21 protein-coding genes and 1 tRNA gene are annotated in these 26,372 nt (G+C 70.1%); 10 read left to right on the plus strand and 12 right to left on the minus strand.

Features of this window, described 5'->3' with window-relative positions; all coding sequences use genetic code 11:
* Nucleotide 1 precedes the first annotated feature (1 nt).
* Both ACFC1K_RS17210 and ACFC1K_RS17215 read left to right on the plus strand, forming a co-directional pair.
* The gene (locus tag ACFC1K_RS17210) at nt 2-1,708 is read left to right on the plus strand and encodes a DNA polymerase Y family protein (RefSeq protein WP_375872533.1); all 1,707 of its coding nucleotides are present in this window, start codon (nt 2-4) and stop codon (nt 1,706-1,708) included.
* A 12-nt stretch (nt 1,709-1,720) separates the two neighbouring features.
* Entirely contained in the window at nt 1,721-5,137 is a 3,417-nt protein-coding gene (locus ACFC1K_RS17215) for an error-prone DNA polymerase (protein ID WP_375872534.1), read from the plus strand.
* Between the two features lie 99 nt (nt 5,138-5,236).
* Here ACFC1K_RS17215 and ACFC1K_RS17220 read toward each other — a convergent pair whose 3' ends face one another.
* A complete protein-coding gene (locus ACFC1K_RS17220) occupies nt 5,237-6,970 on the minus strand; it encodes an L-aspartate oxidase (RefSeq protein ID WP_375872535.1) in 1,734 nt (577 codons plus the stop codon).
* A gap of 77 nt (nt 6,971-7,047) precedes the next feature.
* Here ACFC1K_RS17220 and ACFC1K_RS17225 point away from each other — a divergent pair, with 77 nt between their 5' ends.
* Nucleotides 7,048-7,971 carry a LysR family transcriptional regulator gene (locus tag ACFC1K_RS17225; RefSeq protein ID WP_375872536.1) on the plus strand — a complete coding sequence of 308 codons (924 nt, stop codon included), beginning with the start codon at nt 7,048-7,050 and terminating at the stop codon, nt 7,969-7,971.
* A 16-nt stretch (nt 7,972-7,987) separates the two neighbouring features.
* Here the strand turns inward: ACFC1K_RS17225 and ACFC1K_RS17230 are convergent, their stop codons facing one another.
* From ACFC1K_RS17230 to ACFC1K_RS17240, 3 genes are all read right to left on the minus strand, one after another.
* Nucleotides 7,988-8,563 (minus strand): hypothetical protein, encoded by a 576-nt coding sequence (locus tag ACFC1K_RS17230; RefSeq protein ID WP_375872537.1) that lies wholly within the window; start codon nt 8,561-8,563, stop codon nt 7,988-7,990.
* Between the two features lie 461 nt (nt 8,564-9,024).
* Complete coding sequence (locus ACFC1K_RS17235; RefSeq protein ID WP_375872538.1) at nt 9,025-9,351, minus strand: hypothetical protein; 327 nt, start codon at nt 9,349-9,351, stop codon at nt 9,025-9,027.
* Nucleotides 9,352-9,409: 58 nt separating this feature from the next.
* A complete protein-coding gene (locus ACFC1K_RS17240) occupies nt 9,410-10,843 on the minus strand; it encodes an AAA family ATPase (protein WP_375872539.1) in 1,434 nt (477 codons plus the stop codon).
* 232 nt (nt 10,844-11,075) lie between these two features.
* Here ACFC1K_RS17240 and ACFC1K_RS17245 point away from each other — a divergent pair, with 232 nt between their 5' ends.
* Nucleotides 11,076-11,816 carry an EAL domain-containing protein gene (locus tag ACFC1K_RS17245; protein ID WP_375872540.1) on the plus strand — a complete coding sequence of 247 codons (741 nt, stop codon included), beginning with the start codon at nt 11,076-11,078 and terminating at the stop codon, nt 11,814-11,816.
* Between the two features lie 61 nt (nt 11,817-11,877).
* Here ACFC1K_RS17245 and ACFC1K_RS17250 read toward each other — a convergent pair whose 3' ends face one another.
* On the minus strand, nt 11,878-13,047 hold the full coding sequence (locus ACFC1K_RS17250; RefSeq protein ID WP_375872541.1) for a low temperature requirement protein A: 1,170 nt from the start codon (nt 13,045-13,047) through the stop codon (nt 11,878-11,880).
* 133 nt (nt 13,048-13,180) lie between these two features.
* On the opposite strand from ACFC1K_RS17250, the gene ACFC1K_RS17255 reads away from it, so the two are divergent.
* Complete coding sequence (locus ACFC1K_RS17255; protein ID WP_375872542.1) at nt 13,181-13,570, plus strand: DUF1801 domain-containing protein; 390 nt, start codon at nt 13,181-13,183, stop codon at nt 13,568-13,570.
* Nucleotides 13,571-13,935: 365 nt separating this feature from the next.
* On the opposite strand, the gene ACFC1K_RS17260 is transcribed toward ACFC1K_RS17255, so the two are convergent.
* Nucleotides 13,936-14,007: transfer RNA gene (locus ACFC1K_RS17260), tRNA-Arg, on the minus strand.
* Between the two features lie 135 nt (nt 14,008-14,142).
* Here ACFC1K_RS17260 and ACFC1K_RS17265 point away from each other — a divergent pair.
* From ACFC1K_RS17265 to ACFC1K_RS17275, 3 genes are all read left to right on the plus strand, one after another.
* Complete coding sequence (locus tag ACFC1K_RS17265; RefSeq protein ID WP_375872543.1) at nt 14,143-14,946, plus strand: N-formylglutamate amidohydrolase; 804 nt, start codon at nt 14,143-14,145, stop codon at nt 14,944-14,946.
* Complete coding sequence (locus tag ACFC1K_RS17270) at nt 14,943-16,157, plus strand: tyrosine/phenylalanine carboxypeptidase domain-containing protein (RefSeq protein WP_375872544.1); 1,215 nt, start codon at nt 14,943-14,945, stop codon at nt 16,155-16,157. Before ACFC1K_RS17265 ends, ACFC1K_RS17270 begins: the two co-directional genes overlap by 4 nt.
* An 84-nt stretch (nt 16,158-16,241) precedes the next feature.
* Nucleotides 16,242-17,285: a glutathione synthetase gene (locus tag ACFC1K_RS17275; RefSeq protein WP_375872545.1), complete on the plus strand. Its 1,044-nt coding sequence runs from the start codon at nt 16,242-16,244 to the stop codon at nt 17,283-17,285.
* A gap of 65 nt (nt 17,286-17,350) precedes the next feature.
* Here ACFC1K_RS17275 and ACFC1K_RS17280 read toward each other — a convergent pair whose 3' ends face one another.
* From ACFC1K_RS17280 to ACFC1K_RS17305, 6 genes are all read right to left on the minus strand, one after another.
* On the minus strand, nt 17,351-17,632 hold the full coding sequence (locus ACFC1K_RS17280; RefSeq protein WP_310292269.1) for a Fe-S cluster assembly protein HesB: 282 nt from the start codon (nt 17,630-17,632) through the stop codon (nt 17,351-17,353).
* Between the two features lie 151 nt (nt 17,633-17,783).
* Nucleotides 17,784-19,526, minus strand: a complete 1,743-nt coding sequence (locus tag ACFC1K_RS17285) for a carbohydrate-binding domain-containing protein (RefSeq protein WP_375872546.1) — start codon at nt 19,524-19,526, stop codon at nt 17,784-17,786.
* Complete coding sequence (locus ACFC1K_RS17290; protein ID WP_375872547.1) at nt 19,493-20,335, minus strand: polyphosphate polymerase domain-containing protein; 843 nt, start codon at nt 20,333-20,335, stop codon at nt 19,493-19,495. The genes ACFC1K_RS17285 and ACFC1K_RS17290 overlap by 34 nt, the downstream gene beginning before the upstream one ends.
* Nucleotides 20,332-20,940 carry a DUF4956 domain-containing protein gene (locus ACFC1K_RS17295; RefSeq protein ID WP_375872548.1) on the minus strand — a complete coding sequence of 203 codons (609 nt, stop codon included), beginning with the start codon at nt 20,938-20,940 and terminating at the stop codon, nt 20,332-20,334. Before ACFC1K_RS17295 ends, ACFC1K_RS17290 begins: the two co-directional genes overlap by 4 nt.
* The gene (locus ACFC1K_RS17300; protein WP_375872549.1) at nt 20,937-22,091 is read right to left on the minus strand and encodes a glycosyltransferase; all 1,155 of its coding nucleotides are present in this window, start codon (nt 22,089-22,091) and stop codon (nt 20,937-20,939) included. Before ACFC1K_RS17300 ends, ACFC1K_RS17295 begins: the two co-directional genes overlap by 4 nt.
* A gap of 4 nt (nt 22,092-22,095) precedes the next feature.
* Nucleotides 22,096-23,094 carry a phosphodiester glycosidase family protein gene (locus tag ACFC1K_RS17305; protein WP_375872550.1) on the minus strand — a complete coding sequence of 333 codons (999 nt, stop codon included), beginning with the start codon at nt 23,092-23,094 and terminating at the stop codon, nt 22,096-22,098.
* A gap of 286 nt (nt 23,095-23,380) precedes the next feature.
* Here ACFC1K_RS17305 and ACFC1K_RS17310 point away from each other — a divergent pair, with 286 nt between their 5' ends.
* Nucleotides 23,381-24,928: a Re/Si-specific NAD(P)(+) transhydrogenase subunit alpha gene (locus ACFC1K_RS17310; protein ID WP_375872551.1), complete on the plus strand. Its 1,548-nt coding sequence runs from the start codon at nt 23,381-23,383 to the stop codon at nt 24,926-24,928.
* Nucleotides 24,925-26,340, plus strand: coding sequence for a Re/Si-specific NAD(P)(+) transhydrogenase subunit beta (gene pntB, locus ACFC1K_RS17315; protein ID WP_375872552.1), 1,416 nt, complete (start codon nt 24,925-24,927; stop codon nt 26,338-26,340). Before ACFC1K_RS17310 ends, pntB begins: the two co-directional genes overlap by 4 nt.
* The last annotated feature ends 32 nt before the right edge of the window (nt 26,341-26,372 follow it).

Consider the following 26,372-nt stretch of genomic DNA (forward strand, 5'->3'; position numbering starts at 1 on the left):
CATGACGCCGGGTACGCCCGTCCGGAGCCTCGTGCTCTGGTTCCCCGACTGGCCGGTCACGGCTCTCGAGCGGGAGGCGGGTGCGGCCGCGGCTGTCGAGGACGCGGTCGGACCGCGACCGGGTACTCGCACGGATGCGGCGCAGGAGAAGTTCGAGGCGAAGCCCCCGGTCGCCGTCGTGGAACGCAACCTCGTGGTCGCGTGCTCGGCGTCCGCGCGTGCGGAGGGAGTGCGCCGCGGGCAGCGCCGACGCGATGCCCAGGCGCGGTGTCCCGGGCTGACGCTGGTCACCGCGGACACCGCCCGCGATCACCGCGCATTCGCCCCGGTCGTGTCGCTGATCGAAGAGAGGGCGCCCGGGGTGCAGCTGGTGCGTCCGGGGCTGTGCGCGCTGCGCGCGCGTGGTCCGGCGCGGTACTACGGCGGCGAGGTCGAGGCCGCCCGCATGCTGATCGGCACCCTCCACGAGTCAGGGCTCGACGGGGTGCGGGTGGGCATCGCCGATGGGCCGTTCACCGCGGAGCAGGCGGCACGCGGTGGCACGAATGCCGCAGATCCGGTCTTCGTCGTGCCCGCCGGTGGTGCGGCAGGCTTCCTCGCCCCGCTGCCGGTCGCGGTGCTCGACGCCTCCGCGCTGCTCGGCACCGGCGCGGCGGGGGCGAAGGAGGCGACGGACCTCGTGGGTCTCCTCGCCCGGCTCGGCGTGCAGACCCTCGGCGGGTTCGCCGAGATGCCCACCGATCGCGTGCGAGAGCGGTTCGGCGAGCGGGGCGTCCGGCTTCACGCGCTCGCCGCGGGGCGGGACTCGCGACCGGTGCAGCCGCGCACGCCGCCGCCGGAGCTGCAGCGGGAGATCGCGTTCGAGCCGCCCCTCGAGATCGCCGATCAGGTGGCGTTCGCCATGCGCGTCACCGCCGACGACTTCGTCGCGGGTCTCGGCGCCGTCGACCTCGTCTGCACCGAGCTGCGTGTCGAACTCGTCGGAGACCGCGGGGAGCGCAGCGAGAGGGTGTGGCTGCACCCCGGATCCTTCGACGCCTCGGCGGTCGTCGACCGCGTGCGGTGGCAGCTCGCGGAGGACGTCGGGACGGGCGACGCGGCCGGCGGCGGGCTGCGCAGCGGGGTGACGCTCGTGCGGATCTCGCCGGAAGCGGTGGATGCGGCATCCCATCACGCTCCGGCGCTGTTCGGCGGCGGGCCCGAGGAGCGGGTCCACCACGCGCTGTCGCGTGTGCAGGCGATGCTCGGGCACCGCGGCGTGCTGACCCCCGCGATCGGCGGCGGGAGGTGGCTGGCCGAGCGCCAGGTGCTCGTGCCCTGGGGAGACAAGGACGAACGCGACCGGAAGGCGACCGGCGCCGGGGGCCTCGCGGCGCAGCGCGCACGACCCTGGCCGGGGAGCCTGCCCGACCCGCTGCCCGCGACGGTGTTCGCCGACCCGGTGCCGGTCGACGTGCGGGCGCTCGGCGGCGAGCTGGTCGACGTCGACGAGCGGGGCAACGTCTCGGCCGTGCCCGCACTCTTCGTCGAGAGCGGTCGCCGTCGCGCGATCGAGGCGTGGGCGGGGCCGTGGCCGGTGGTGGAGCGCGGATGGGATGCCGCGCGCTCGCGCCGTGCGCACCGGTTCCAGGTCGTCGACGCCGACGGGTCCGCGTGGCTGCTGGTGTGCGACGGCGACGCCTGGACGGCGGAGGCCACCTATGACTAGGGGGTCGGGCTGATGGGCTTCAACAACCCGGGCGTGCCATGGTCCGAGATGGAGCGTGTGCTGAGCGGCCGTCGCAGACCCGACGCACCGCCGGTCGGCGCGGACGGTGGCGACAGCCCCGCGTGGTCGCATAAGCGAGGGCCGTACGTCGCGCCAGAGATCGAACGCCCGGCCGATGCGATCCCGTACGCCGAGCTGCATGCGCACTCGTCGTACTCGTTCCTCGACGGCGCCTCCTCGCCCGAGGAGCTCGCCGAGGAGGCGGAGCGGCTGGGGCTGCATGCCCTCGCGGTCACCGACCACGACGGGTTCTACGGCATCGTCCGATTCGCGGAAGCTGCGGAGTCGCTGCAGCTCAAGACCGTTTTCGGCGCCGAGCTGTCGCTCGAGCTGCCGAAGCCGCAGAACGGCGAGGCCGATCCGGTCGGCGCGCACCTGCTGGTGCTCGCCCGTGGCGAGGAGGGGTACCACCGGCTGGCGGGGGCGATCACGCACGCGCAGCTGCAGGGGGCGGAGAAGGGCAGGCCGGTCTACGACCTCGAGGAGCTCGCCGCGCAGGCGGCGGGGGAGTGGGCGGTGCTCACCGGGTGCCGCAAGGGCGCCGTGCGCCGCGGGCTCGCCGAGAGTCCCGACGCGGCAGCCGGCGAGCTCGACCGCCTCGTGACGCTGTTCGGGAAGGACAACGTGCACGTCGAGCTGATCGACCACGGCAACCCGCTCGACACCCGTGACAACGACGTGCTCGTCGGGCTCGCGCGGGAGCGGGGCCTCCCGCTCCTCGCGACCAACAACGTCCACTACGCCGTGCCGAAGCGGCAGCTGCTCGCCGCGGCGGTCGCCGCCGTGCGCGCGAACCGCGGTCTCGACGAGCTCGACGGCTGGCTGCCCGCGCACGCCGGTGCCCATCTGCGGTCGGGGGCCGAGATGGCGGAGCGCTTCGTGCGATTCCCGGATGCCGTCGCCCGAACCGTGACGCTCGCCGACGAGCTCGCCTTCCCGCTGCGCAAGGCGAAGCCCGCGCTCCCGAAGCAGAAGGTGCCCGAAGGGCACACGCCGATGTCGTGGCTGCGGCACCTGGTGTGGGACGCGGTGCCGCGCAAGTACCCCGACCTGACGGAGGAGAACCGGGCGCGCATCGAGAAGGAGCTCGGGGTCATCGAGATGAAGGACTTCCCGGGCTACTTCCTGATCGTCCACGGCATCGTGCAGTTCGCGCGAAGCCAGGGCATCCTCTGTCAGGGGCGCGGGTCCGCCGCCAACAGCGCCATCTGCTACCTGCTCGACATCACCGCCGTCGATGCGATCGCGTACGACCTGCCGTTCGAGCGGTTCCTGTCGAGCCTGCGCGAGGAGGAGCCCGACATCGACGTCGACTTCGACTCCGACCGCCGTGAGGAGGTCATCCAGTGGGTGTACCGGGAGTACGGGCGCGACCGCGCGGCGCAGGTCGCGAACGTCATCCAGTACCGCCCCAAGAACGCCGTGCGCGACATGGCGAAGGCGCTGGGGCATTCGCCGGGGCAGCAGGACGCGTGGTCGAAGCAGATCGAGGGATGGGGAGCCCTCCTCGAGACCGGCGCCGGCCACGACATCCCCGATCAGGTGCTGGAGTTCGCGTCCGAGCTGCTCAAGGCCCCGCGACATCTCGGCATCCACTCCGGCGGAATGGTGCTCACCGACCGCCCGGTGGGCGAGGTCGTTCCGATCGAGCACGCGCGCATGGAGAACCGCACGGTGATCCAGTGGGACAAGGACGACGCCGCCTGGATGGGTCTCGTGAAGTTCGACCTGCTGGGCCTCGGGATGCTGGCCGCCCTGCAGTACTGCTTCGACATGATCCGCGCCTCGACGGGGGAGGACTGGGAGCTGTCGACGATCCCGAAGGAGGAGAAGGCGGTCTACGACATGCTGTGCCGCGCCGACTCGATCGGCGTGTTCCAGGTCGAGTCGCGCGCCCAGATGGGGCTTCTCCCGCGCCTGCAGCCGCGCCGGTTCTACGACCTCGTGATCGAGATCGCTCTCATCCGCCCCGGCCCCATCCAGGGCGGGGCGGTGCATCCCTTCGTCAAGCGCAAGCTCGGACAGGAGAAGGTGACCTACCCCCACCCCAAGCTCGTGCCGGTGCTCGAGCGCACGCTCGGCATCCCGGTGTTCCAGGAGCAGCTCATGCAGATGGGCATGGCCGTCGGCGGGCTCACCGGCGAGGACGCCGATCTGCTGCGCCGCGCCATGGGCTCCAAGCGCGGGATCGAGCGCATCGACTCGCTGAAGAAGAAGCTGTACGCCGGCATGGCCTCGAACGACCTCGTGGGCGAGGAGGCCGACGCGATCTACGCGAAGATCCAGGCGTTCGCGAACTTCGGCTTCGCCGAGTCGCACTCCCTGTCGTTCGCGCTGCTCGTGTATGCCAGCTCGTGGATCAAACTGCACTATCCGGCGGCGTTCCTCGCGGGGCTGCTGCGGGCGCAGCCGATGGGCTTCTACTCCCCGGCGACCCTCGTGGGCGACGCGCGCCACCACGGTGTCGAGGTGCGCCGTCCCGACCTGCACCTCTCGGGCAGCGAGGCGGTGCTCGAGGCCGTCGCCGGCGCTTCGACAGGCTCAGCGACCGGGGCGGAGGGGCCGACCGGCCTCGACTCGTGCGCCGAGCGGAAGCAGCCGCCGGTCGGGCTCTTCGACCTCGACGCGCCCGACGAATCCGCCGCACACCGCCGCGACGGGAGGTTCGCGGTGCGGCTGGGACTGGCCGGAGTCAAGGGGATCGGGGCGACGGTCGCGCAGCGCATCGTCGCCGCGCGCGAGACGGGCGGGCTGTTCCGCGACCTCCGCGATCTCGTGCGGCGCACCAGCATCACCGCGGTGCAGGTCGAGGCGCTCGCCACCGCGGGAGCGTTCGAATGCCTCGGTCTCAGCCGGCGCGAGGCGATCTGGCTCGCCGGGTCGGCGGCGCAGGACCGCCCCGAGTTCCTGCCGGACTCGCTCATCGCGGTGCAGCCGCCGCTGTTCGCCGACCCCACCAGCTACGAGCGCCTCGCCGCCGACCTGTGGGCGACGGGCATCTCGACCGACGACCATCCGATCACCCACTACCGCTCCGGGCTCGATGCGCGCGGCGTCCTGACCTCTCGCGAGCTGCGCAGTCACGAGGTCGGCCGCCGCGTCGAGGTCGCGGGGCTCGTGACCCACCGGCAACGGCCGGCGACAGCATCCGGGATCACGTTCCTGAATCTCGAGGACGAGCACGGTCTCGTCAACATCGTGTGCTCCCTCGGCGTCTGGAACCGCTACCGCCGCATCGTGCGCGACTCTCCGGCGCTCATCGCGCGCGGCATTCTCGAGCGCTCGACCGAGGGCGTGACGAACCTCATCGCCGACGCGTTCGAGGATCTCCGCGTCGGCGTGCAGCACCGCGCGAGGGACTTCCGCTGACGGATCCGTCCAGCTCCCTGGTCGGAACCGTCAGGGTAGACCCCGGACGCCGCCGATCCGGCGGGTCCGGGGTCACCCGGGGGGAATCGTGTCGGCGGCCTACTCGACGAGCTTCCCGACGACCGACACCTCGCGCATGAGCGCCTCGATGTCGGCGGGGATGGGCGGGATCTGCTCCCGAACAACTCCGGTCGAGGGGGACCACACCAGGTTGACCTGCAGTTCGGGATCGATGTCGGGGTAGTCGCTCCGGTTGTGGCAGCCGCGCGTCTCGCGGCGCTCGAGCGCGGCTTCGAGCGTCGCGCGGGCGGCGAGAGCCGCCGACTTCAGGTCGAATGCGTGCGCGAGGTCGTGGTAGCCCGCGATATCGGGGTGCACCCCGATGTCGGCCATCCGTGCCTCGATCGCGTCGAGCTCCGCGAGGCCGGTGAGCAGCCCCTGCTCGTCGCGCACCACGCCGGCGTGCTCGGTCATGGTGTCGCGGATCGCCCGCTGGAGCGCCCGGACGTTCTCGGTTCCGTATGCGGCGAGCAGATCGTCGATCTCCGCGCGCGCGGTCGCGACCGCCGAGGCCGAGCGCGTCTGGGCGGGCAGCGCCGCGGAGTACGCGGCTGCCGCCTGTCCGACGATGCGGCCGAACACCAGGAGCTCGATCAGCGAGTTGCCGCCGAGGCGGTTGGCGCCGTGGAGTCCCGAGGACGCCTCGCCGATCGCGTAGAGACCGGGGACATCGGTCGAGTGGTCCGACGAGCGGACCCAGACGCCGCCCATCGAATAGTGCGCCGTGGGCGCGATCTCGATCGGCTCCTTGGTGATGTCGAGCATCTGCAGTTCGAGCATCGTCTGGTAGACGCGGGGGAGGCGGGTCATGATCGTCTCACGCGGGAGGTGGGAGACATCCAGCCAGACCCCGCCGTTCGGCGTGCCGCGGCCCTCCTTGATCTCGGTGTAGCAGGCGAGGGCGACGCGGTCGCGCGTGGACAGCTCGAGGCGCTCGGGGTCGTACTTGTGCATGAACCGCTCGCCGAGGCCGTTGCGAAGGATGCCGCCCTCGCCGCGCGCCGCCTCCGAGATGAGAGTCCCGGCCGCGTTCTCGGGCTCGATGATGCCGCTGGGGTGGAACTGCACGAGCTCGGGGTCGCGAAGGCGGCCACCCGCCTCGACCGCGAGGCGGAAGGAGTCGCCGGTGTTCTCGTCGCGTCGCGACGACGTGCGCCGCCAGATGCGGTTGTGCCCGCCTGCGGCGAGGATCACCGCGTCGGCGTGGATCAGGTAGCGCGTGCCGTCCTCGAGGTCGAACCCGTACGCGCCGAACACCGCGCCGTCGTCGTTCACGAGGATGCGCGTCACGTACACGGTGTCGAGGATGGGCACCTGCAGCTGCGCGGCGCGGTTGATCAGCGTGCGCTGGATCTCGAGGCCGGTGTAGTCGCCGGCGAACGCGGTGCGACGGTAGGTGTGCGCACCGAAGAATCGCTGCGAGATGCGGCCGTCGTCCTCGCGGGCGAACGGCATGCCGTACCGCTCGAGGTCGTCGATGCCGCGGGCGGCGCCCGACGTGACGATCTCGACGGTGTGCGGGTTGGCGAGGAGGTAACTCTCCTTCAGCGTGTCGGCGGCGTGCTGCTGCCAGCTGTCGTCGGCATCCATGGTGCCGAGCGCGGCGTTGATGCCGCCGGCAGCGAGGGAGGTGTGGGCGTCCGACTTCGGTCGCTTGCCCAGGGCGACCACATCGACGCCGGCTTCGGCGAGTTCGATGGCCGCGCGAAGACCGGAACCGCCGGTGCCGATCACGAGGACGGTGGTGGAGAGCTGGCGTTCTGCAGGGATCACGTCAGACACGCTAGGCAGTTCTCTTCGATTACTCCAATGCATATTCATTGTCATATCGATAGCGATACGCTATATTCATGAATCTCGAGCAGCTCCGCGCCTTCGTCACGGTGGCTCAGCTCGGCAATTTCACGCGCGCGGCCGAGGAGCTCCACCTCGCGCAGCCGTCGCTCAGCCGTCAGATCTCGACGCTCGAGCAGAGTCTGGGCGCCGAGCTGTTCCACCGTGCACGAGCGGGCAGCACCCTGACCGTCGCGGGGGAGTCGCTGCTGCCCCTCGCGCGGCGGATGCTGGCGGACGCAGCATCCGTTCGCCGTGAACTCGACGAGCTGGCGGGCCTCCAGCGCGGGCGGGTGCGCCTGGGTGCGACCCCGACCCTGTGCATCAGCCTCGTCGCCGAGGTGCTGAGCGTGTTCCACGCCGCGCATCCGGGGATCGAGCTGCACATCACGGAGAGCGGTTCGCGCGGTCTGCTGGATCATCTCGCCGGCGGTGAGCTCGACCTCGCGTTGATCACGACGTCGGGTGCGGCGTCCCCGGAGCGATTCAGCGTCGCGCCGCTCCTCGTCGAGGAGCTGGTCGTCATCTCTTCGGCCGGCGCACCACCGCTCACCGCGCGAGAGAGCATCGGTCTCGGCGAGGTGGCCGGCCTGCCGCAGGTGGCGTTCAGCTCGACGTACGACCTTCGGGCGACGACCGACGCGGCGTTCGCGGCGGCGGGGCTTTCACCGTACACGGTGATCGAGGGTGCGGAGATGGACGCCGTGCTGCGCTTCGTCGAGCGGGGGATCGGTGTCGCGATCGTGCCCGCGATGGTGCTCATCGAGCGCTCGGGGCTCCGGTCGGTGCGCCTTTCCGATCCGACACTGACGCGCACCATCAGCATCGCCCGCGTCGCCGACATCTCGCCGACGGCGGCCGTCGAGGTGATGGAGCAGACGATCGTCCGCACCGCCGCCGCGCTCGCCGCGGGACCCCAGGCCACGATGCGACTCGCCTAGCCGCCGGACGTGAACGTCAGGGGGTGGGGGAGTCGTCGGCATGCACGCAGCCGGGCGGCTCGGAGTTGCCGCTGAGCGTGAAGTCCTCGCACGTGAGGAACCGGCTCTGGTTGAGACCCAGGACGAATGAGGCGACGGCGATGGCGGCGACGATGGCGAAGATGCCGAGCCGGACGCGCGGCGGATAGTCGGCGATCACGTCGGGCCACACGGTGCGCACGACCACCCACAGCGTGAACGGGATCCCGACGAGTCCGACGACGACCGCGAGCACATCGAACAGGTTGCCCCAGAGATCGTCCGCGGCGGGGGCGCTGGTGAACGACAGCACGAGCCACAGCGACGGGATGGCGAGCGCGATGGCGCGGCCTGCCTTCACGCGGGGCCGCGCCGGCTGGATCAGCACCACGACGAAACCGGCCGTCGCGACCACCCACACGGTCAGGAGCTGGTCGAAGAACGGAGTGTGCCACGCCCCGAGCGTGAATGCGGGCCACCAGATCGCGCCGCTCATTCCGATGAGGACGATCCCGATGCCGCGATAGCGGGAAGGGGTCTTCGAGGCGGCGCCGGGCGCGGGTGTCGCAGTCATCCCGCTCCTCTCCGGCGTGTGTCCGTGTGACGTGCACAGTAGTGCATCCGTGTGGAACCGCGGGAGACCGCGAGCGTGAACGCGCGTTGCGAAATGACGTCGCTCGGTGCTGTCCCCCGCACCGTGTACGCGCTATGGTGAGGCGACGGACTGCTTGCCGTGATCCTGGGAACTGATCACAGCGCGGGCGTCCGGACTGGGGATCTCTGGGGCTGGGCCGCTGATTTCCCCTGCGCTCCCCCCGCGCAAGGACGGTCCCTCGGACGTTGCAGCTAGAGCCTGTAGCGTCCGAGGGACCTCAGCCTGTCCGCGCGCGTCACGCGCCCTTGGGGGAGGGCTCGGCACTGGGGATGCCTGTGCGACGCGACCGAAAGGTGCGGAACCCGGCCTGCTGCCACCCTAGCGCGTCATCTCAGACGCTCCCCGAGCCACACGCAGGACTCTGCGCGATCTGGCGAGCGTCAGTGGAATCCGCCGTCGGCGGACTGGATGATCTGCCGCATGACGTCGATCGAGATCTGCTCGCGCTCTCCGGCGACCCACTCGTGGACCATGAACGGGATCCCCAGGCTGTCGAGGTAGTCGGCGGTCTTCTCGAGGCGAGGAACGACCTGGATGTGATCGTTGCCGAACAGCCCCGCCGTATAGACGGGCTCGCCGTCGCGGATCGCGCGTCGCAGCTCGACGGTGGAGCGTCCCGTGATGCGGTACAGCGACTTGAGCACCTCACTGCCGAAGTCGGGGGTTCCGTCGATGGTGAGCGAGAGGGCGTTCTCGGGCGTGGTCACCCGTCCATCACAGCACGTCGAACCGCGACCACGGTGCGTCGGTCGTCGCCACCGGCGGTCACGAGCCCGCGATCCACCCGAAGCTCGCCGTCTGGTGATCGTGAAGGGGACCAGGCGACGACCCGTCCGTCGCGGAGCCGAGCATCGTCCGGGTCAGCTGCGCCCGAGAGTCCATCAGGCGCGTGAGTTCGGCGGCCAGGTCGTCGTCGTGGGGTTCGCGCTCGTCCTGGGCCGCGCGGAGAACGGTGCGCCGCATCAGCTCCTTCGCGAACGATCCGGTGGTGCCCTCGGCTCGCTCGGCAGCGGCGTCCAATGCTGCGTCGCTGTACGGCAGGTTGTGGGCGTAGCGGCGGAACAGCCGGCGCCGCTCAGCGAGGGCGGGAAGCGGCACCTCGACCGCGAGGTCGACGCGTCCGGGGCGCTCGGCGAGTGCCCGCTCGAGCGCTTCGACGCGGTTCGTCGTCATGATGAAGGCCACATCGGCATCGCCGTCGAGACCGTCCAACGCGTCGAGCACCTCGAACAGCAGCGGCTGAGGAGAGGCGTGCCGTTCCATCGCGACGAGATCGATGTCTTCGAGCACCACGATCGCGGGCTGGAACGTGCGGGCGATCTCAGCCGCGGCACTGACGAACCGGATGCTGGACCCGGTCAGCACCACAGCGGTCGTCTCGGGTGTCGCGCTGAGCAGGTGACGGACGGTGAGCGTCTTGCCGGTTCCCGGCGGTCCGTACAGCAGAACGCCGCGCTTGAGATGCTGGCCCGCGCCTCGCAGCGCGTCGCGGTGCGTGCCGATCGTCACGACGTGCTGGACGATCTCTGGGAGCACGCCGTCGGGGAGCACGATGTCTTCCGCGGCGACGGAGGGACGTGCCACGAACGTGGCGCCGGCCTCGCGCCCGTACTCGGTGTGCTGGAACGACAGCACCTGGCCGCGGAGCACGCTGAGCTCCACCATCGTGCGTCGGAGCGCCTCCAGGAATCGGGTGACGAGCGCGGCATCGGCGGCCATGACCTCCACGAGAGCGGTCTGCCGGCCGTACTGGGGCGCGGCCGCGCGCTGAGCCAGTGCGATCGGGGCGCCTTCGAAGCGCAGAAGGCGGAGTCCGAGTGAGACGACGCGTCTGCTCGAGTCCGGTCCGGTCGCACGTTCGGCGTAGTCGACCGGTCCGACGTCGTAGCGGACGTGGCCGTTGCTGACGAACTCGGACAACCCCTGGTGGTGGCGCTGATCACCGCCGGTGACGCCGATGAGACGGCCGTCGCCTTCGGCGGACAAGGCTTCCAACGCGATGTCGGCGTCGACCAGGCGGTGATCCGAGATCTGCTCCTGCACGACGGAGACGCGTTCGGCATCCGTCGCCAGATGCTCGCTGATGAGGTCGCCGAGCGGAGTGCGAGCGAGGACGGTCTCGCGCGCCGACAGCTCGTTGACACGGTGCAGGTAGACGGAAACGGCTCGCATCAGATCGCGGTCATCCTCGTGCAGCATGTCACCGAACCTCTCATGAACCGGCGACAGCGCACCACATCGCGGCCGTGCTTTCGCGGCACTCGCCGCAGGTCGACCACGACGCTGCCCGAGAGCGTAGGAGCCACCCACCGGATACCCGACACGTCGGCAGGCGTCAAGACGCCGTTTCGAACTGCCGCCGATGCGAGAATTGCCGACGGGGAGCAGGGGTCGGGGGGACCGGCCAGCACCGAAGCGAGAAGCCGTGGCTGTGAGAAGTGAGATATCGAGAGCGCTGACGCATGCGCTCGAGCGCTCGGAGATCACCGCGTGGTTCCAGCCGCAGATCGACCTGGTGAGCAATCGGGTGGTCGCCGTCGAGGCGCTCTGCCGGTGGAATCATGCGGAGTGGGGGCTCGTCGGACCCAATGAGTTCATCCCGGTCGCCGAAGAAGACGGGATGATCGCGGAGATCGGCCGCTTCATGGCCACGCAGGCGATCGCCGTGATGGCCAAATGGGGCATCGACGTCTCGGTCAACGTGTCACCCGCACAGCTGCAGGATTCTGCCTTCGCCACGTGGCTCGGGCAGCTCGTCGAGAGGATCAGCCGTCCCGCGCGGCGACTCACGCTCGAGATCACCGAGGGGCGCCGGATCGGCAACGTGTCGGCGGTCGTCGCACGGCTCGATGGGCTGAGAGCGTTGGGACTGGGCATCGCGATCGATGACTACGGCGCCGGACAAGCCTCCCTCACGCAGCTGAAGCGGCTTCACGCCACCGAGCTGAAGATCGACCGCGCTCTCGTGATCGACGATTCCCCTGCGGCTGAACGCACGATGGGTGCCGCGATCGCCGTCGCCCACGAGGCCGGCATCCGCGTCGTCGCGGAGGGCATCGAGACCCCGCAGCAGCTCGAGAAGGTCAAGACGATGGGATGCGACCGCGGCCAAGGCTACCTGTTCGCACGCCCCATGCCGCGGGCCCAGATGGCGGCGCTCTTGGCGGTATAGCCCGTTGAGAGCGTGTCATGGATGCCTCGGGGCCCAGGCCCGCGGCATCCATTCGTCCTGATCACCCCACGAGGCTGCTCGCTCGGGCCGCCCGCATGCGACGCCGGTTCAGTTCGGCGAGACCGATCATCACCACGATGAGCAGGACGACAGCGGCAACCACCGCTGCAGCGGTCACCGCGGCGGAGAGGGGGACGAGCACCCACGGCAAGGCGACGCCGGGCAGCCCCCACAGCACGACGTCGCGCCAGCGCACCCCGTAGCGAAGCGACTCCACGACGCTCGCCAGGTAGAACAGCGCGATTCCGCCCGCGATGCAGGCGGCGCCTCCGGCCGGCAGCGTGTGTCCGCCCTCGGCGACGGCGGTTCCGAGGCCGGCGGCGAACAACGCGATACCGGCGATCAGCACGAACGGCAGATACATCACCGCGTCTCGCAGCGCACCGATGCGGCCGGCGGTCTGCAGCCTGTGCAGACCGGCCTCAGCCGAGCCGGAGGCGTAATGGAAGAACACCCAGGCCAGCAGTGAGATCGCGATGAACGCCAGGATCGCCGTCCCCAACGACGCGAGCCTCCAGTGCTCGTCGAGTTGGGCGATGGTCGCGAGGATCGACTCCCCGAACACGATCACGACCAGCAGGCTGACGCGCTCCAGCAGGTGGTCGACGTCCAGGGTGCGCTGCAACCAGGCGGTCTGACTCCCGAGGAACGCCAGCAGCCCGACCTCGACCGCGATCGCCACCGCCCACAGCACGAATCGGGCCGGCGGGGCCACGGCCACGGAGATGAGCCAGAGCGTTGCCGGCAGCGCGCTGAAGGCGATCGGACGCCAGAGCGGCACGCCGATGGTGCGCCGCTTCGCGATCCACGGCAGCATCCACACGAGGCGGATGAGCGCGTTGCCGACCGCGAAGACCCAGGCGCGCTCGCCGAGCGCCTCCGGAACCGCGGCCGCCATGATCCCGATGGCGATCATCGCCACCGTGACGGCGGCCCAGACGACCGGGGTGACGTGGGCTCCGAAGAGGTTCAGGGTCAGGGTCATGTTCACCCAGGCCCACCACGCCGGCGCGAACAGGGCGAAGAACACCAGCACCTGCGTCCACCCGGGGTCGCCGTGCAAGAAGTGCGCGACCTGCCCGATGTAGCCGACCATGACGAGGTCGAAGACCAGCTCGAGCCAGTGCGCGCGACGCCCGCCGCGGATGTCGACTTCGGGTCCCTCGCTCACGCGGTCAGCGTACGACCGTCAGCCGTGTGCGTGCGAGGGGCGGGTTGCTCCGGGCTGGGACTCGTCGCTGTCCGATGCGCAGCAGCCGGTCTCAGTGATTGATTTCCGTGGATGTGTTCGCGAGTATTCGCGAATGAGTGATAAGTCGGATTCGGAACAGATCGATGACATCATCGCGCAGCAGGACGGCTGGAAGCGGGAGACGCTGGGCGCGCTGCGGGCCGCGATCAGGGCTGCCGATCCTGATGCTGTCGAGGTGGTCAAGTACAAGAAGCCGTCCAAGCCGGAGGGGGTGGCGTTCTGGACCCACGACGGAGACGTGTGCTTCATCGACGTGCTCAAGAACACGGTGCGGTTGACGTTCAGCAAGGGCGCCCGAATGGCTCCCAACGACCTGTTCAACACGCGACTAGACAGCAAGGTCGTCCGAGCCATCGACTTCACCGAAGCAAGCCCGGTCGATGACGCCGCGATCAAGATCCTCGTCACGGAGGCGGTGAAGCTCAACGTCACTGCCAAGTGAGCGCGCCTCGTGAGCGGGTGAGCGCCGGGTCAACCACCCGCCCGTTGATGGCGACAACACGTCCAAGATGACCCGTGCGGCCAGAGCGAGTAACCGCCTCGATGGGGTTCTCGGCCGACGGGTCGTCGCCGCGTGGGACGCCGGAGCGGCCGAGGACACCCTCTTCGCCGGCTCGAACGTCTGGGCGGTCTACGAAGCACCCGACACCGCGGTGTCGGGTGCGCGCCAGTGGGTCGACGACCTGGCTGTGACGCCGCGCCCGCCTCGCTCCGGCTCGATCCGCCGAAAGTGTGTGGGCAAATCGCCGTTCGGGACACTATGCGCCGAAGAAAAAACCCCAGGGCAAAACAATAAAAGAATGGAGATGCCCCTGGAGGGACTCGAACCCCCAACCGTTTCCTTAGGACGGAACTGCTCTTCCATTGAGCTACAGAGGCTGGCCCGACGAGTCTACCCAGCCGCGAGGGTTGTGCCGTGTACCGGCCTCGACTCCGATGGCGCGCGAGATACGGGGGCTCTTGGGCCCTGTCAAGCCCTTGAGGCCCTTCTCCGCCCGGGAAAACAATGGGCTGATGGTCACTACGGAGCGCCCCGCGTTCGAATTCCTGGGCGATTGGAGCGGGCAGTTCATCGCTACGGCGATCCACAACGGGCATGACGTCCGGCCGGAGGTCGTGGCCGAGCTGGTGCTGCCCGACGAGGATCGGCTGCGGGAGGAAGACCCGCACACCGACGAGATCGGCGCACTCGTCCCGGCCCGCGTCGTGGTGCATCGGTCGCGCTTCGAGGTCGACCTGAACCGCTCGCGCGAGAAGGCCGTCTACCGTTCGGCGGAGGAGGCGTGGGGGCTGGAGGTCGTCCGGGATCCGCCCCTCGACCGGGATGTCGTCGCAGGATCGCTCGAGGTGTACGACGCGTTCTACGGGGAGCTCGGTCGCCGACTTGACGTCGTCGCCGAACGCGGCCCGTTCGTGGTGTTCGACATCCACTCCTACAATCACCGCCGCGACGGGGCGGACGCGCCTGAGGCCCCATGGGCCGAGAATCCCGAAGTCAACGTCGGTACGGGATCCCTCGATAGAGACCTCTTCGGATCCGTGGCGGACGCCTTCATCGAGTCGCTCACGCAGGCGGGGACGTCCGCGGGGCCGCTCGACGTGCGTGAGAACGTGCGTTTCCGCGGCCAGCAGCTCGCCGCCTGGACTCACGCTCGCTATCCGGGCAGGGCCGCCGTGCTCGCGCTGGAGTTCAAGAAGACGTTCATGGACGAGTGGACCGGCGAGGCGGATCACGCTCGAATCGACGAACTCGCCCGGGCCGTGGCATCCACCATTCCGTCCCTCGAAGAGGCGCTTCTAGAGGTGGCGACACCGTGACGACCGACCCGACGCATGTCCACGACGCCGGCGGGCCCGAGACCGACGTCATCGAGAAGGGCGCGTTCTCGGCCGCCGACCTGGCGGCGGACCACGCGATGTCGTCGCTCGCCGGGACGGTGCGATTCCTCCTCGAGATGACGCCGGTGAACGCGGATGATATCCGTGCGGAGTTCCTCGCCGACCGCGAAGTCGACCCGGTCTTCGAGTACCGGAGCCTGGACGTCGACCCCGAAGTGCTCGATGCTCAGGTGGCCGCACTCCCGCTCGACACCGTCACCGATGCCACCCTTTCAGCGCTGCTGCGCAACCGGCAGCGCGAGATGACGCTGCGGGTGGAGATGCTGCGCGCGCGCAACACACCCGAGTTCCTGCAGCTGTCGATCGCGCAGTACGGGCCGGTGCTGCCGGCGCTCGTGGACACCGCGGACGATCTGCTCAGCCGGCTCCCGCACGGGAAGCTCGAGCAGGACTCGGTGGGAGCAGAGGCCTTTCTCGCGGCCGCGAAGGCGGAGATCGCCCACTACCGGTCGATCGACCCGGACGCGGAGCTTCACGCCGAGATCCGCGACGACGTCTCGGGCGTGCTGGTCGAGGGCAACACGCTCCTCATCTCGCAGAACGCGGCGGTGGCCGGTCCCCGCGTCAATGCCCTGCTGCAGCACGAAGTGGGCACGCACCTCGTGACACAGGTCAACGGCCTGGCACAGCCCATCCGCATGCTCGGCGCCGGGCTCGCTCATTACGACGAGACGCAGGAGGGCCTCGCGGTCCTCGCAGAGATCGCGTGCGGCGGGCTCACGGCTTCTCGGCTGCGCCAGCTCGCGGCGCGGGTGGTGGCCGTGCACGCGCTGGTCGGCGGCGCGAGCTTCGTTGAGACGCACCGACTGCTCACCGGCCACGGCCTGCCTGCGGGCAGCGCCTACAGTGTCGCCATGCGGGTGTACCGCGCCGGCGGGTTCACCAAGGACGCCATCTATCTGCGCGGGCTGCTGGCGCTCCTGGAGCACGTGGCGCACGGCGGTGCGCTCGACCTTCTCTTCCTCGGCAAGTTCTCGCTCGAGGACCTGCCCCTCGTGCAGGACCTCGCAGACCGCGGGCTCCTCACGCCCGCTCGCCTTACGCCGCGCTATCTCTCGGAGGCGGCGACCGCGGACAGGATCCACGACGCCGCCCGTGCCGACGACCTGGTCTCGCTGGTCAATGCATAGGCTCCGCGCGACGATCAGACCCATCCCCATGAACCGCGCACAGGCTTCACCGGCCCACGCCCTTCACACCCCCGAGGAGCCCAGATGAAAATCGGTTTCGTCGTCAACGACATCGCCACGGAACAGCCCATCTACTCGACCACGCGCCTCGCGATGAGCGCAGCCGCACGCGGGCACGACGTGCATGTCATGGGTCTTCGGGACTTCGGCTACGAACCCGACGGATCGCTCTCAGCGATCACCGCGACCGCGTCCCAGGGCAAGCGGTACCGGTCCCTCGACCGCTACCTCGAAGACGTGCAGTCCGCGACCAGGGCGCGCACCGAGCTCGACGACTTCGATGTGCTCATGCTCCGCGCCGATCCGGCGGCCGAAGCCGCGGACACGGCGTGGGCGAGCACGGCTGGGCTGGCGTTCGGACGGATGGCCGCGGAGGCCGGCGTCCTCGTCGTCAACGATCCGCGCTCCCTGGCGGACGCCATGTCGAAGGCGTACTTCCAGCAGTTCCCCGAGGTGGTGCGCCCGCGCACGCTGATCACGCGCGACGAAGACCGGGTGCGGGAGTTCATCGACGAGCTCGGTGGGCGGGCCGTGCTGAAGCCCCTGCAGGGTTCGGGCGGTTCGGGCGTGTTCCTGGTCGACCTGAAGCGGGAGCGCAACATCGCGCAGATCGTCGAGGCGATCGCCCGGGACGGCTATGTCGTGGCCCAGGAGTATCTGCCCGCTGCCAAGGAAGGCGACGTGCGGATGTTCGTCATGAACGGCCGCCCTCTCGAGATCGACGGGGTGCACGCCGCGTTCCGCCGGCGGCCGAACGAGGCGGAGGTGCGGTCCAACATGTCGGCAGGTGGCAAGGCGGAGCCGGCGAAGGTCACCGACCAGATGCTGGGCCTCGTGGACGCCGTACGCCCGAAGCTCCTCACGGACGGCATGTTCCTCGTCGGGCTCGACATCGCGGGTGACAAGCTGATGGAGGTCAACGTGTTCTCGCCCGGCGGCCTCGGATCCTGTGCTGCGCTGTACGGCATCGACTTCGCCTCGGCCGTCATCGACGACCTCGAGCGCAAGACGGGCATGCGTGCGCACTACGGCAGCGAACTGCCCAACGTCCAGCTCGCCACGGCATGACGACCACGCGGAGACGCGAAGGCCCCGACATCCGATAACGGATGCCGGGGCCCGAGGCGCTGCGATCAGCCCTGGGTTCCGAGGGCGAAGCGAACCGCTCCGTCGTTCGACAGCTCGGCGTCCAGCACCCGGTCGTCGAGGGCGGCCGCGGCCCCCTCGTCGAGGAAGACACGGGCGCCTCCCTCGGTGACGACCGTGTCGGCCGGCGCCGGAGCAGGAGCGACACTCAGCTCGAATCCTTCCGAGCCCCCGGTGTCGCGGATTCGCACACCGCCCTCTTCAGCAAGGGGCACCCGGGCGACGAGTTCTTCGACGGCCTCGGCGGCGGTCTGGGTCAGCGTAAGCATGCTTTCCTTTCCGTTTGCGGTTCCGGACCGGCCACGATTCCGAGATCGACCGCGGGATGCAACCTTTCCGCGCCGTGCCGCCCGCATTCGGAGGGACTTCCCACGTTCGGCCGCCGCCCGCAACAGGCGCGTGCGGCGACCGAACCGCGGATCAGGGGCGGCGACCGCCGCCGCCGCCGCCCATGCCTCCGCCGGACACGTTGACCCCCTCCGACACCGTCGCCGCCGTCACCCCGTTCACGGCGATCGTGAACGACCCGCCGTCGGCGACCCCCGGGCCGCTGTAGAAGACGGCGCCGAAGCTCTGGTCCGCCTCGAAGCTCGCGATCACAGTGCCCGAGGCATCCATCACCTCCACGGTGTCGCCCGCCGACCCGCTGGCGGTCGCGGCGACCCACTGCTGCGAACCGGTCGGCGCCACGAGCACGGATCCTGCGACGAACACCTCGCCGCCGTCGATCGTGATCGCGCCGTTGGAATCGAGCGCGCCCTGGCCGCCGGCCGAGCTCGGACCGCTGACGACCGTGGTGCCACCGGTGATCGAGATCGTGCCGTTCGAGTCGAGGCCGTCGCCGACCGCGGCCACGCGCACGCTGCCGCCGGAGATCGTGATGGTCTCGCCGGTGTCCTGCTCGCCACCGCCGCCCATGCCGCCGCCCTGCGTGTCGGATGCGGTTCCGCCGGCGCCGTTCACGCCGTCGTCGCTCGACGTGATGTCGACCGTGCCGCCCGAGATCGCGACGTCCGTCGCCTCGAGGCCCTCGGAGGACTCCGTGACCGTCACGACGCCGTCGCGGATCTCGAGGCGCTGTTCGGCGTGGATGCCGTCGTCGCCCGCAGACACGGTGACGGTTCCGCCGCGGACGCCGACCGATCCGTCGGAGTGGACGGCGTCGTCCGCCGCCTCGATGGTGATGTCGCCGCCATCGATCGCGACGACGACACCCGCGGTCACTCCCTTGGGGGAGTCGTCCGCGGTGGAGGCATCCGTTCCCGCCGCCAGCGACACCGTCCCGCCGGTGACGACGGCATCCGTCGCCGCGGCGATGCCGTCGTCGCCGCTCGCAGCCGTCACGGCGCCGCCGGTGATCGCGACGAAGCCCTGCGTGGCGTCGTCGGCCTGGTCGCTCTTGAGGGCGTCGCCGCCGGCGGTGAGTTCGAGCGCGCCGCCTTCGACGGTGAGCGAATCCTTGCCGCGCAGCGCGTCGTCGGCCGCGTCGACGGTGATCTCGCCCGACAGGATGACCAGGTCGTCCGTACTCGTGATGCCGTCGTTGCCGTTGCCCGACACCGAGAGCGCGCCGGAGCCCGAGATCGTGAGGTCGGCGTCGGCGTAGATCGCGGCGTTCGCGTCGGCGCCGTCGGCGTACGACGACGCGTCCGAGACGCTGTTCTCGCTGCCGGCCGCCAGCGAGATGGCGACGTCATCCGCGCTCGTCACGGTGATGGCGGGGGAGTCGGATGCCGCGATCTCGGCGTCGTCGAGGATCAGCACGACCTGCGCGTCCTCGGGTGCGGCGACCACCACCTGGCCGTCGAGCGAACCGGAGAGCCGGAACACGCCCGCCTCCGTGATGGTGACTGTGGAGCCGTCGACGGTCACGGCCTCGGAGTCGCTCGACGCGGTGCTGCCCGAGAGCGTGATGCCCGCAGCATCCGTCTCGCTCCACTCGTCGTCCTTCACGACCGTGACGTCGGCGTTCGCGGCGAGCACGGCCGCCGCGCTGAGGTCGGAGTCGACGACGGCCGCGGTCTCGGTGGTCGTGTCGTCGGTGGTCCCGGTGTTCGTCGATGCGGCGGTCTGCGTCGCGCACCCGGCGAGCACCAGCGCGGCGACGGCCAGAGGCGCGGCCGCGAGGATCAGGCGGCGACGGGGTTGGGGCTGGCGGGGCATGATGCGTCCTCCTTGGGGGTGGCGATGGTCGGGTGGGTCGTGGGCGCGGTGCGGTGCGAGGAATCGAACGGGCCGCGCAGCAGCCGCGCCCACCGGTTGCGGGGGAGGGCCGGGTGAAGCGCCGCGAGTCCGGTGGCGTACTTGCTCACCGTGGCGGGCCGGTGACCGGCCCGCCACAGCGCGCGGTCCACATCGGACGGCCGGGCGCCGGACTTCGTCTCGACGATGGCGAGGCCGGGAAGGGCGAAGCCCTGCCCGTCGGGCTCGATCCACTCGAGCGCGGTGTCGACGGTGGCGCGGCCCGCTCCGTCGCGGGCGAGCAGCGTGGCTCGGCGGTAGCGCGTCAGCAGCGTCGCGTCGAGTTCGTCGGCCCGGTCGGAGGCGACCCCGATCGCCGCGAACGCGTCCGCCACATCGTCACGGGCGTCGTCGGTGAGCCGGTCGCGGTGCCGCGGGTCATACTCGTCGCGGTCCTTGACGGTCGTGCCGCGTGCCCCGCGCGTCTTGATCTCGAGGTACGACGTGCCCGTATCGAGGTAGCTGCGTGTGCGCAGCTTGAAGCGTCGTCGTCGTGGCTGCGCGGCCATGCGGAAGCTCAGCAGGTCGGGGGTGTCGAAGTAGACGGACTCGTAGGCGAAGTCGCGCGCGCCGTCGATCTCGAGCACGCGGGTGCCGGGGTCGAGCGCGGCGAGCACCGGGTCGAGGCCCGCGCGCGGCACGACGTACTTCCTGTCGACGCGGGTGAGGAGGGATGCCTCGGCCACGAGCGCGTCGAGCGACACGGGGTCGAACCGGTCGAAGGCGGTCATCGCGCCGCTCCCTGCATCTCGGGCGCGCTCGCCGCGGTGGCTCGGCTCGCGGCCACCCGCGGGATCCGGTAGCGGACGTCGACCAGCGTCGTGTCGTTCACGAGGTCGAGCTCCTGGACGGTGGTCGACGCCACGGTGCCGCCGAGACGCTCTTCGAGTTCGGCGCGCAGCTCGCGCTCGTCGGCGATGGCGCGGTCGAGGCGAACGACCTGGTGGCGCGACCGCGAGAGCAGCGCCGGGTGGTCGGCGCCCCACAGCACCGCGAGGATCAGGACGACGAGCGCCGCGACGGGCCATGGATCGGTCTGGGGGAGTCCGGTGACGAGACCGATCGCGAGCGCCGCGAAGTAGTACGCCACCTCGCGTTGCGAGATCTCGGACGAGCGCAGCCGGATGATCGACAGCACGCCGAACAGGCCGAGCCCGAGCCCCAGGGCGACCTCGGCGGTGCCGAGGACGGCAGCGACGACCATCACCCCGACGTTCACCCCCAGGAACGCGACGACGAGGTCGCGGCGGTGGTGCCGGCGGTAGTACAGGCCGAGGCTCAGCACGAGGGCGGCAGCCAGGTCGATGCCGATCAGGATCAGCGCGCTGGTGGTCATGGGTTCCTCCCGATGGGGTGTTCGCTGTGATCCATTCGAGCCGCGGTCGCTATGGGGTTCCTATGGCGGGCGTCAGGCCGGCTTACGAGTTCGGCACGGGGCTGCTGTGCGCCGAACACGAAGGTCCGCTGCACGCCGTAGCTCGTCACGAACAGCACCGCCTCGGTGGCGACCTTGGCCAGGACGAGCGGGACGCCGTAGCGCGTGAGCGCATCGAGCCACACGATGTTCGAGGCCAGGAGCGCGACGGCCAGCACGGCGTAGCGGGCGGCCTGCCGCAGCATCCGTCCGCGTTCGGAGGGTGAGCCGGTCGAACCGGCGCGGAAGACCACGCGTCGGTTGACGGCGAAGTTGACGGATGCACTCACGACGCGCGCCGCCACGATGGACGGCACGAGCAGGCCGGTGAGCGCGTGGAGCACGAGGAGCATCACGGTGTCGACGGCGAACGCCAGCAGCGACGACCCCGCGAAGAGCAGCAGCGGAAGCATGATGCGGAGCGAATCCACGATCGGGCGGAAGTGACTGGACGCGTTGCCGTCGAGGTACACGGTCTCGATCGGCACCTCGCGCGTCGCCACCCCATCGCGCCGGCAGCGCAGCAGCACGTTCTGCTCGTACGCGAAGCGCTCGCCCGGCTGGTCGCGCACCCACGCGAGCCGTTCCGATGGGATGCCGCGCAGCCCCGTCTGCGTGTCGCTCAGCGTCCACCCGGCAGCGAGCCGGAACACTCCGCGGGCCACTGCATTTCCCGCACGCGATCGCAGCGGAACCCGCCCCGTGAACGCCCGGCAGCCGAGGATGAGCGTCGGGGCGCCGTCGGTCGCGTCCTCTCGGAGGGCGACGGAGACTCGGTGGATGTCGTGCACCGTGTGCTGCCCGTCCGCATCGGCGGTGACGACGTCGTCACCGGGATGCGCAGCCATCGCGTGGTCGAAACCGGTGCGCAGCGCGGCCGCCTTGCCGCGGTTCGCCTCATGGTGCAGCACCGTTGCACCCTGTGCCTCGACGCCGGCGAAGATCGGCGCGAACGCCGGACCGCTCCCGTCGTCCACGACGACCACCTCGACGTCAGGGTCGGCGGCGAACAATCCGGCGACGACCGGTTCGAGGCGCGAACCCGGCTCGTAGGCCGGGATGAGGACGATCACGGCGTCACTCCGTGTCGGCGTCGGAGGCGTCGGCGATGTAGAGGATGTCGCTCGTGCCGCGCTCGCCGCCGTTCGAGGGCGAGTTGACCACCTCCCCGTCGAAGTACATCGTCGACGAGCCGCCGCCGTCGAGGTTGTACGCGGTGGTGGCGCCGAGGTCGATCATGATGTCGGCGAGCTCGGTGAGGGTGACGCCGGCGCTGTACCCGGACTGGCGTCCGTCGACGACGACGAACACGAGGTGGTTCTCGTCGATCACGCCGACGGCGGTGCGCGGCTGGTCGCCCTGGATGGAGTGGTTGCCGAAGTTCGTGTCGATCTCCGTCGTCTCGATGCCGTCGACGACGGCGCCGTCCTCGACGATCGCGGGGCCGAAGCTCAGGGTGTTCCACGCGCCGTCGGCCAGCAGTTCGTCGGCCGTCGTGGTCGTCTCGTCGTACACCTCGACGCGGCCGTCCGTGTAGAAGACGAGCCCCTGACGGGCGGGCTCGTCGCGGAAGACCACGCCGTTGCGGATCACGATGCCGGTGTCGCGGAACCCGTAGTAGTCGCCGTTGATCGCGAAGATCGCGTCGTTGTCCGCAGCGATCTGGCTGGTGAGCTCGGTGATGTTCTCGCCGAACTGGTCCTTCGCGAAGGCGCTCTGCAGCGCGGTCGCGTCCGACAGGGTCACTTCGGCGACGTAGTAGGTCACGGTGTCGGAGCCCGAGCCCTCGGTGATGGTCGAGATCGCGATCGACGTGGCGCCGTCCGAGTAGGACGTGTCGGTCACGGTCGCGCCGGTTGCGGCATCCGTCGTCGAATCCGCCGTGGAGTCGACCGTGGAGTTCTGCGCCTCGTACTCCGACACGTCGGCGATCTCGACATGCTCGACGAGGAACCGGTCTGTCGCCCAGACGGCCCCGGCGCCGCCCGAGAGGGCGACGACGAGACCGGAGGCGATGACGGCGTTTCGGACCCGACGCTTGCGGGGGCCCTGGGTCGCGCTGCTCTTCTTGTCCATGCCTCCATGGATATGAGTCCGACTTACGACGACCTTCGCCGTGCGCTATGAACCGCCTGGCGCGCGCATGTGCGTTCGGCCAGACCGGAGCGCGCGGCGGAAGAAGCGGGAATGTGGTGCGCGGGGAGCAAATTCTGTGATTCTTGTCATCGTGTCGGGGCGCAATGCACGGTGTATCTGCGGCGCGGTCTGACATGGTGGAGGCGTCGCCGCGAGCACCGAAGGAGGTCTCGCGGACCTCCCTGTCGCCGCAGTCGAGGCTGTCGCACCCGACCCAGAGGAACGCATGACCCGCATTGGCATCGTCGCCGAAGCGCCCGGAGAGACCCGGGTGGCCGCGACCCCGACCACCGTCCCGAAACTCATCGCCCTGGGCTACGACGTCGTCGTCGAATCCGGGGCCGGGGCCGCCTCGTCCTTCCCCGACGCCGCGTACGCGAAGGCCGGCGCGGCCGTCGTCGACGGTGCGACGGCCTGGTCAGCGCCCGTGGTGCTGAAGGTCAACGCGCCGACGCCGGCCGAGATCGACCGGCTCGCGGACGGGGCGACGATCGTCGCGACGCTGAGTCCGGCGCTGCGGCCGGATCTCGTCGAAGCGCTCGCGACGCGGGGGATCACCGCGATCGCACTGGACGCGGTGCCGCGCATCTCTCGCGCCCAGTCGATGGACGTGCTCAGCTCGATGGCGAACATCGCCGGGTACCGCGCGGTTGTCGAGGCGGCGCACGAGTTCGGGCGGTTCTTCACCGGGCAGGTGACGGCGGCGGGCAAGGTGCCGCCGGCGAAGGTGCTCGTCGCCGGCGCCGGCGTGGCCGGGCTTGCCGCCATCGGCGCGGCCTCCAGCCTGGGCGCGATCGTGCGGGCCACCGACCCGCGGCCGGAGGTCGCCGACCAGGTCGCGTCGATCGGCGGTCAGTACCTCGAGGTCGTCGTGCCCGAGGAGGCGAAGCAGATCTCGTCCGACGGGTACGCGAAGGCGACCAGCGAGGCGTACGACAAGCGCGCGGCCGAGATCTACTCCGAGCAGGCGGCCGACGTCGACATCATCATCACGACGGCGCTCATCCCGGGTCGTCCGGCGCCGCGCCTGATCACGGCGGCGGATGTGGCCTCGATGCGCTCGGGCAGCGTCATCGTCGACATGGCGGCAGGTCAAGGCGGCAACGTCGAGGGCTCGGTCGCCGGCGAGAAGGTCGTGACCGACAACGGTGTGGTGATCCTCGGGTACACCGACCTGCCCGGCCGGCTGCCGCAGCAGGCGTCGCAGCTGTTCGCGACCAACCTCGTCAACCTGCTGAAGCTGCTCACCCCCGGCAAGGACGGCGAGCTCACCCTGGACTTCGACGACGTCGTGCAGCGCACGGTCACCGTCGTGCAGGACGGCGCGGTCACCTGGCCGCCGCCGCCCGTGCATGTGTCGGCCGCCCCGGCGAAGGCAGCGGCCGCCGCCCCGGCGGTCGTGGCGCCGAAGAAGACGATGTCGGCCGGCACCCGCACCGGCCTCATCGTCGCCGGCATCGCCGCGCTGTTCGCGATCTGCGCGTTCGCGCCGCCGCCACTGCCGCAGCACTTCCTGGTGCTGACACTGGCGATCGTCGTGGGGTTCTACGTCATCGGCCACGTCGCGCACGCGCTGCATACGCCGCTGATGAGCGTCACGAACGCGATCTCGGGCATCATCGTGGTCGGCGCGATGGTGCAGATCACGGTTCCCGATCTCACGGTGCAGGTCCTCGCCGCGGTCGCGGTGCTGCTGGCGTCGATCAACATCTTCGGCGGCTTCGCCGTCACGCGGCGCATGCTCGCGATGTTCCAGAAGGGTGAGACCCGATGATCGCGGTCGCCGGCCAGGTCGCAGGCGCCGCGTACATCGTCGCGGCGCTGCTGTTCATCCTCAGCCTCGCAGGGCTCAGCAAGCACGAGACCAGCCGTCGTGGGGTGGTGTTCGGCATCGTCGGCATGGCGATCGCGCTCATCGCGACGGTCGTCCTGGTGGCGGCGGGCGCGTGGGATCAGCCGTCCGGCGCGCTCGGGCTGACGTTGCTCGTCGTCGCCGTACTCGTCGGCGCCGCGATCGGGTTGTGGCGCGCGCGGATCGTTCAGATGACGGGGATGCCGGAGCTCATCGCGCTGCTGCACTCGTTCGTAGGTCTCGCCGCGGTGCTCGTCGGCTGGAACGGCGCGCTGTACGACACCGGGCTGACTGGGGCGCTCGCCGACATCCACCACGCTGAGGTCTTCATCGGCGTCTTCATCGGCGGGGTGACATTCACCGGGTCGATCGTCGCGTTCCTCAAGCTGTCGGCGCGCATCTCGTCCAAGCCGCTCATGCTGCCGGGCAAGAACGCGCTCAACATCGGAGCGCTGGTCGCGTTCATCGCCCTCACGGTCTGGTACGTGATCACCCCGGAGCTGTGGCTCCTCGTCGCGGTGACCCTGCTCGCTCTGGCTCTCGGCTGGCACCTGGTGGCGTCGATCGGCGGCGGCGACATGCCCGTCGTCGTGTCGATGCTCAACAGCTACTCGGGATGGGCGGCTGCCGCCGCGGGCTTCCTGCTCAACAACGACCTGCTCATCGTCACGGGTGCGCTCGTCGGCTCGTCGGGTGCGTACCTCAGCTACATCATGTGCAAGGCGATGAACCGGTCGTTCCTCTCGGTGATCGCCGGCGGGTTCGGCATCGAGGCACCGAAGGGCGGCGACGAGGAGTACGGCGAACATCGCGAGATCGACGCCGAGGCCGCCGCCGACCTGCTCGCGGGCGCCTCCACCGTCGTCATCACGCCCGGCTACGGCATGGCCGTCGCGCAGGCCCAGCACGGCGTCGCCGACCTCGTGCAGAAGCTGCGCGAGCGCGGGGTCGACGTGCGGTTCGGCATCCACCCGGTCGCCGGCCGCCTGCCCGGCCACATGAACGTGCTGCTCGCCGAGGCGAAGGTGCCGTACGACATCGTGCTCGAGATGGACGAGATCAACGACGACCTGTCGGGCGTCGATGTCGTGCTGGTGATCGGCGCGAATGACACCGTCAATCCCGCCGCCGCGGAGGATCCGTCCAGCCCGATCGCCGGAATGCCGGTGCTCCGTGTGTGGGAGGCCGACAACGTCATCGTGTTCAAGCGCTCGATGGCATCCGGATACGCGGGCGTCCAGAATCCACTGTTCTACCGCGACAACGCGCAGATGCTCTTCGGCGACGCCAAAGAGAAAGTCGACGAGATTCTCTTCCAGCTCTCACGCTCGTGAAAGCGGCGACGAATCGTCGATGAAGGCCGCGA

Origin of the sequence: Microbacterium sp. NPDC056057, from assembly GCF_042266945.1 — a bacterium.
Taxonomy (GTDB): Bacteria; Actinomycetota; Actinomycetes; order Actinomycetales; family Microbacteriaceae; genus Microbacterium; species Microbacterium trichothecenolyticum_C.

What these genes read in the sequence shown, in the direction of transcription:
- ACFC1K_RS17210 (WP_375872533.1), top strand. Translation starts at nt 2, where the DNA reads ATGACGCCGGGTACGCCCGTCCGGAGCCTCGTGCTCTGGTTCCCCGAC.
- ACFC1K_RS17215 (WP_375872534.1), top strand. Translation starts at nt 1,721, where the DNA reads ATGGGCTTCAACAACCCGGGCGTGCCATGGTCCGAGATGGAGCGTGTG.
- ACFC1K_RS17225 (WP_375872536.1), top strand. Translation starts at nt 7,048, where the DNA reads ATGAATCTCGAGCAGCTCCGCGCCTTCGTCACGGTGGCTCAGCTCGGC.
- ACFC1K_RS17230 (WP_375872537.1), bottom strand. Translation starts at nt 8,563, where the DNA reads ATGACTGCGACACCCGCGCCCGGCGCCGCCTCGAAGACCCCTTCCCGC.
- ACFC1K_RS17240 (WP_375872539.1), bottom strand. Translation starts at nt 10,843, where the DNA reads ATGCTGCACGAGGATGACCGCGATCTGATGCGAGCCGTTTCCGTCTAC.
- ACFC1K_RS17255 (WP_375872542.1), top strand. Translation starts at nt 13,181, where the DNA reads ATGAGTGATAAGTCGGATTCGGAACAGATCGATGACATCATCGCGCAG.
- ACFC1K_RS17265 (WP_375872543.1), top strand. Translation starts at nt 14,143, where the DNA reads ATGGTCACTACGGAGCGCCCCGCGTTCGAATTCCTGGGCGATTGGAGC.
- ACFC1K_RS17275 (WP_375872545.1), top strand. Translation starts at nt 16,242, where the DNA reads ATGAAAATCGGTTTCGTCGTCAACGACATCGCCACGGAACAGCCCATC.
- ACFC1K_RS17280 (WP_310292269.1), bottom strand. Translation starts at nt 17,632, where the DNA reads ATGCTTACGCTGACCCAGACCGCCGCCGAGGCCGTCGAAGAACTCGTC.
- ACFC1K_RS17285 (WP_375872546.1), bottom strand. Translation starts at nt 19,526, where the DNA reads ATGCCCCGCCAGCCCCAACCCCGTCGCCGCCTGATCCTCGCGGCCGCG.
- ACFC1K_RS17290 (WP_375872547.1), bottom strand. Translation starts at nt 20,335, where the DNA reads ATGACCGCCTTCGACCGGTTCGACCCCGTGTCGCTCGACGCGCTCGTG.
- ACFC1K_RS17295 (WP_375872548.1), bottom strand. Translation starts at nt 20,940, where the DNA reads ATGACCACCAGCGCGCTGATCCTGATCGGCATCGACCTGGCTGCCGCC.
- ACFC1K_RS17305 (WP_375872550.1), bottom strand. Translation starts at nt 23,094, where the DNA reads ATGGACAAGAAGAGCAGCGCGACCCAGGGCCCCCGCAAGCGTCGGGTC.
- ACFC1K_RS17310 (WP_375872551.1), top strand. Translation starts at nt 23,381, where the DNA reads ATGACCCGCATTGGCATCGTCGCCGAAGCGCCCGGAGAGACCCGGGTG.
- pntB (WP_375872552.1), top strand. Translation starts at nt 24,925, where the DNA reads ATGATCGCGGTCGCCGGCCAGGTCGCAGGCGCCGCGTACATCGTCGCG.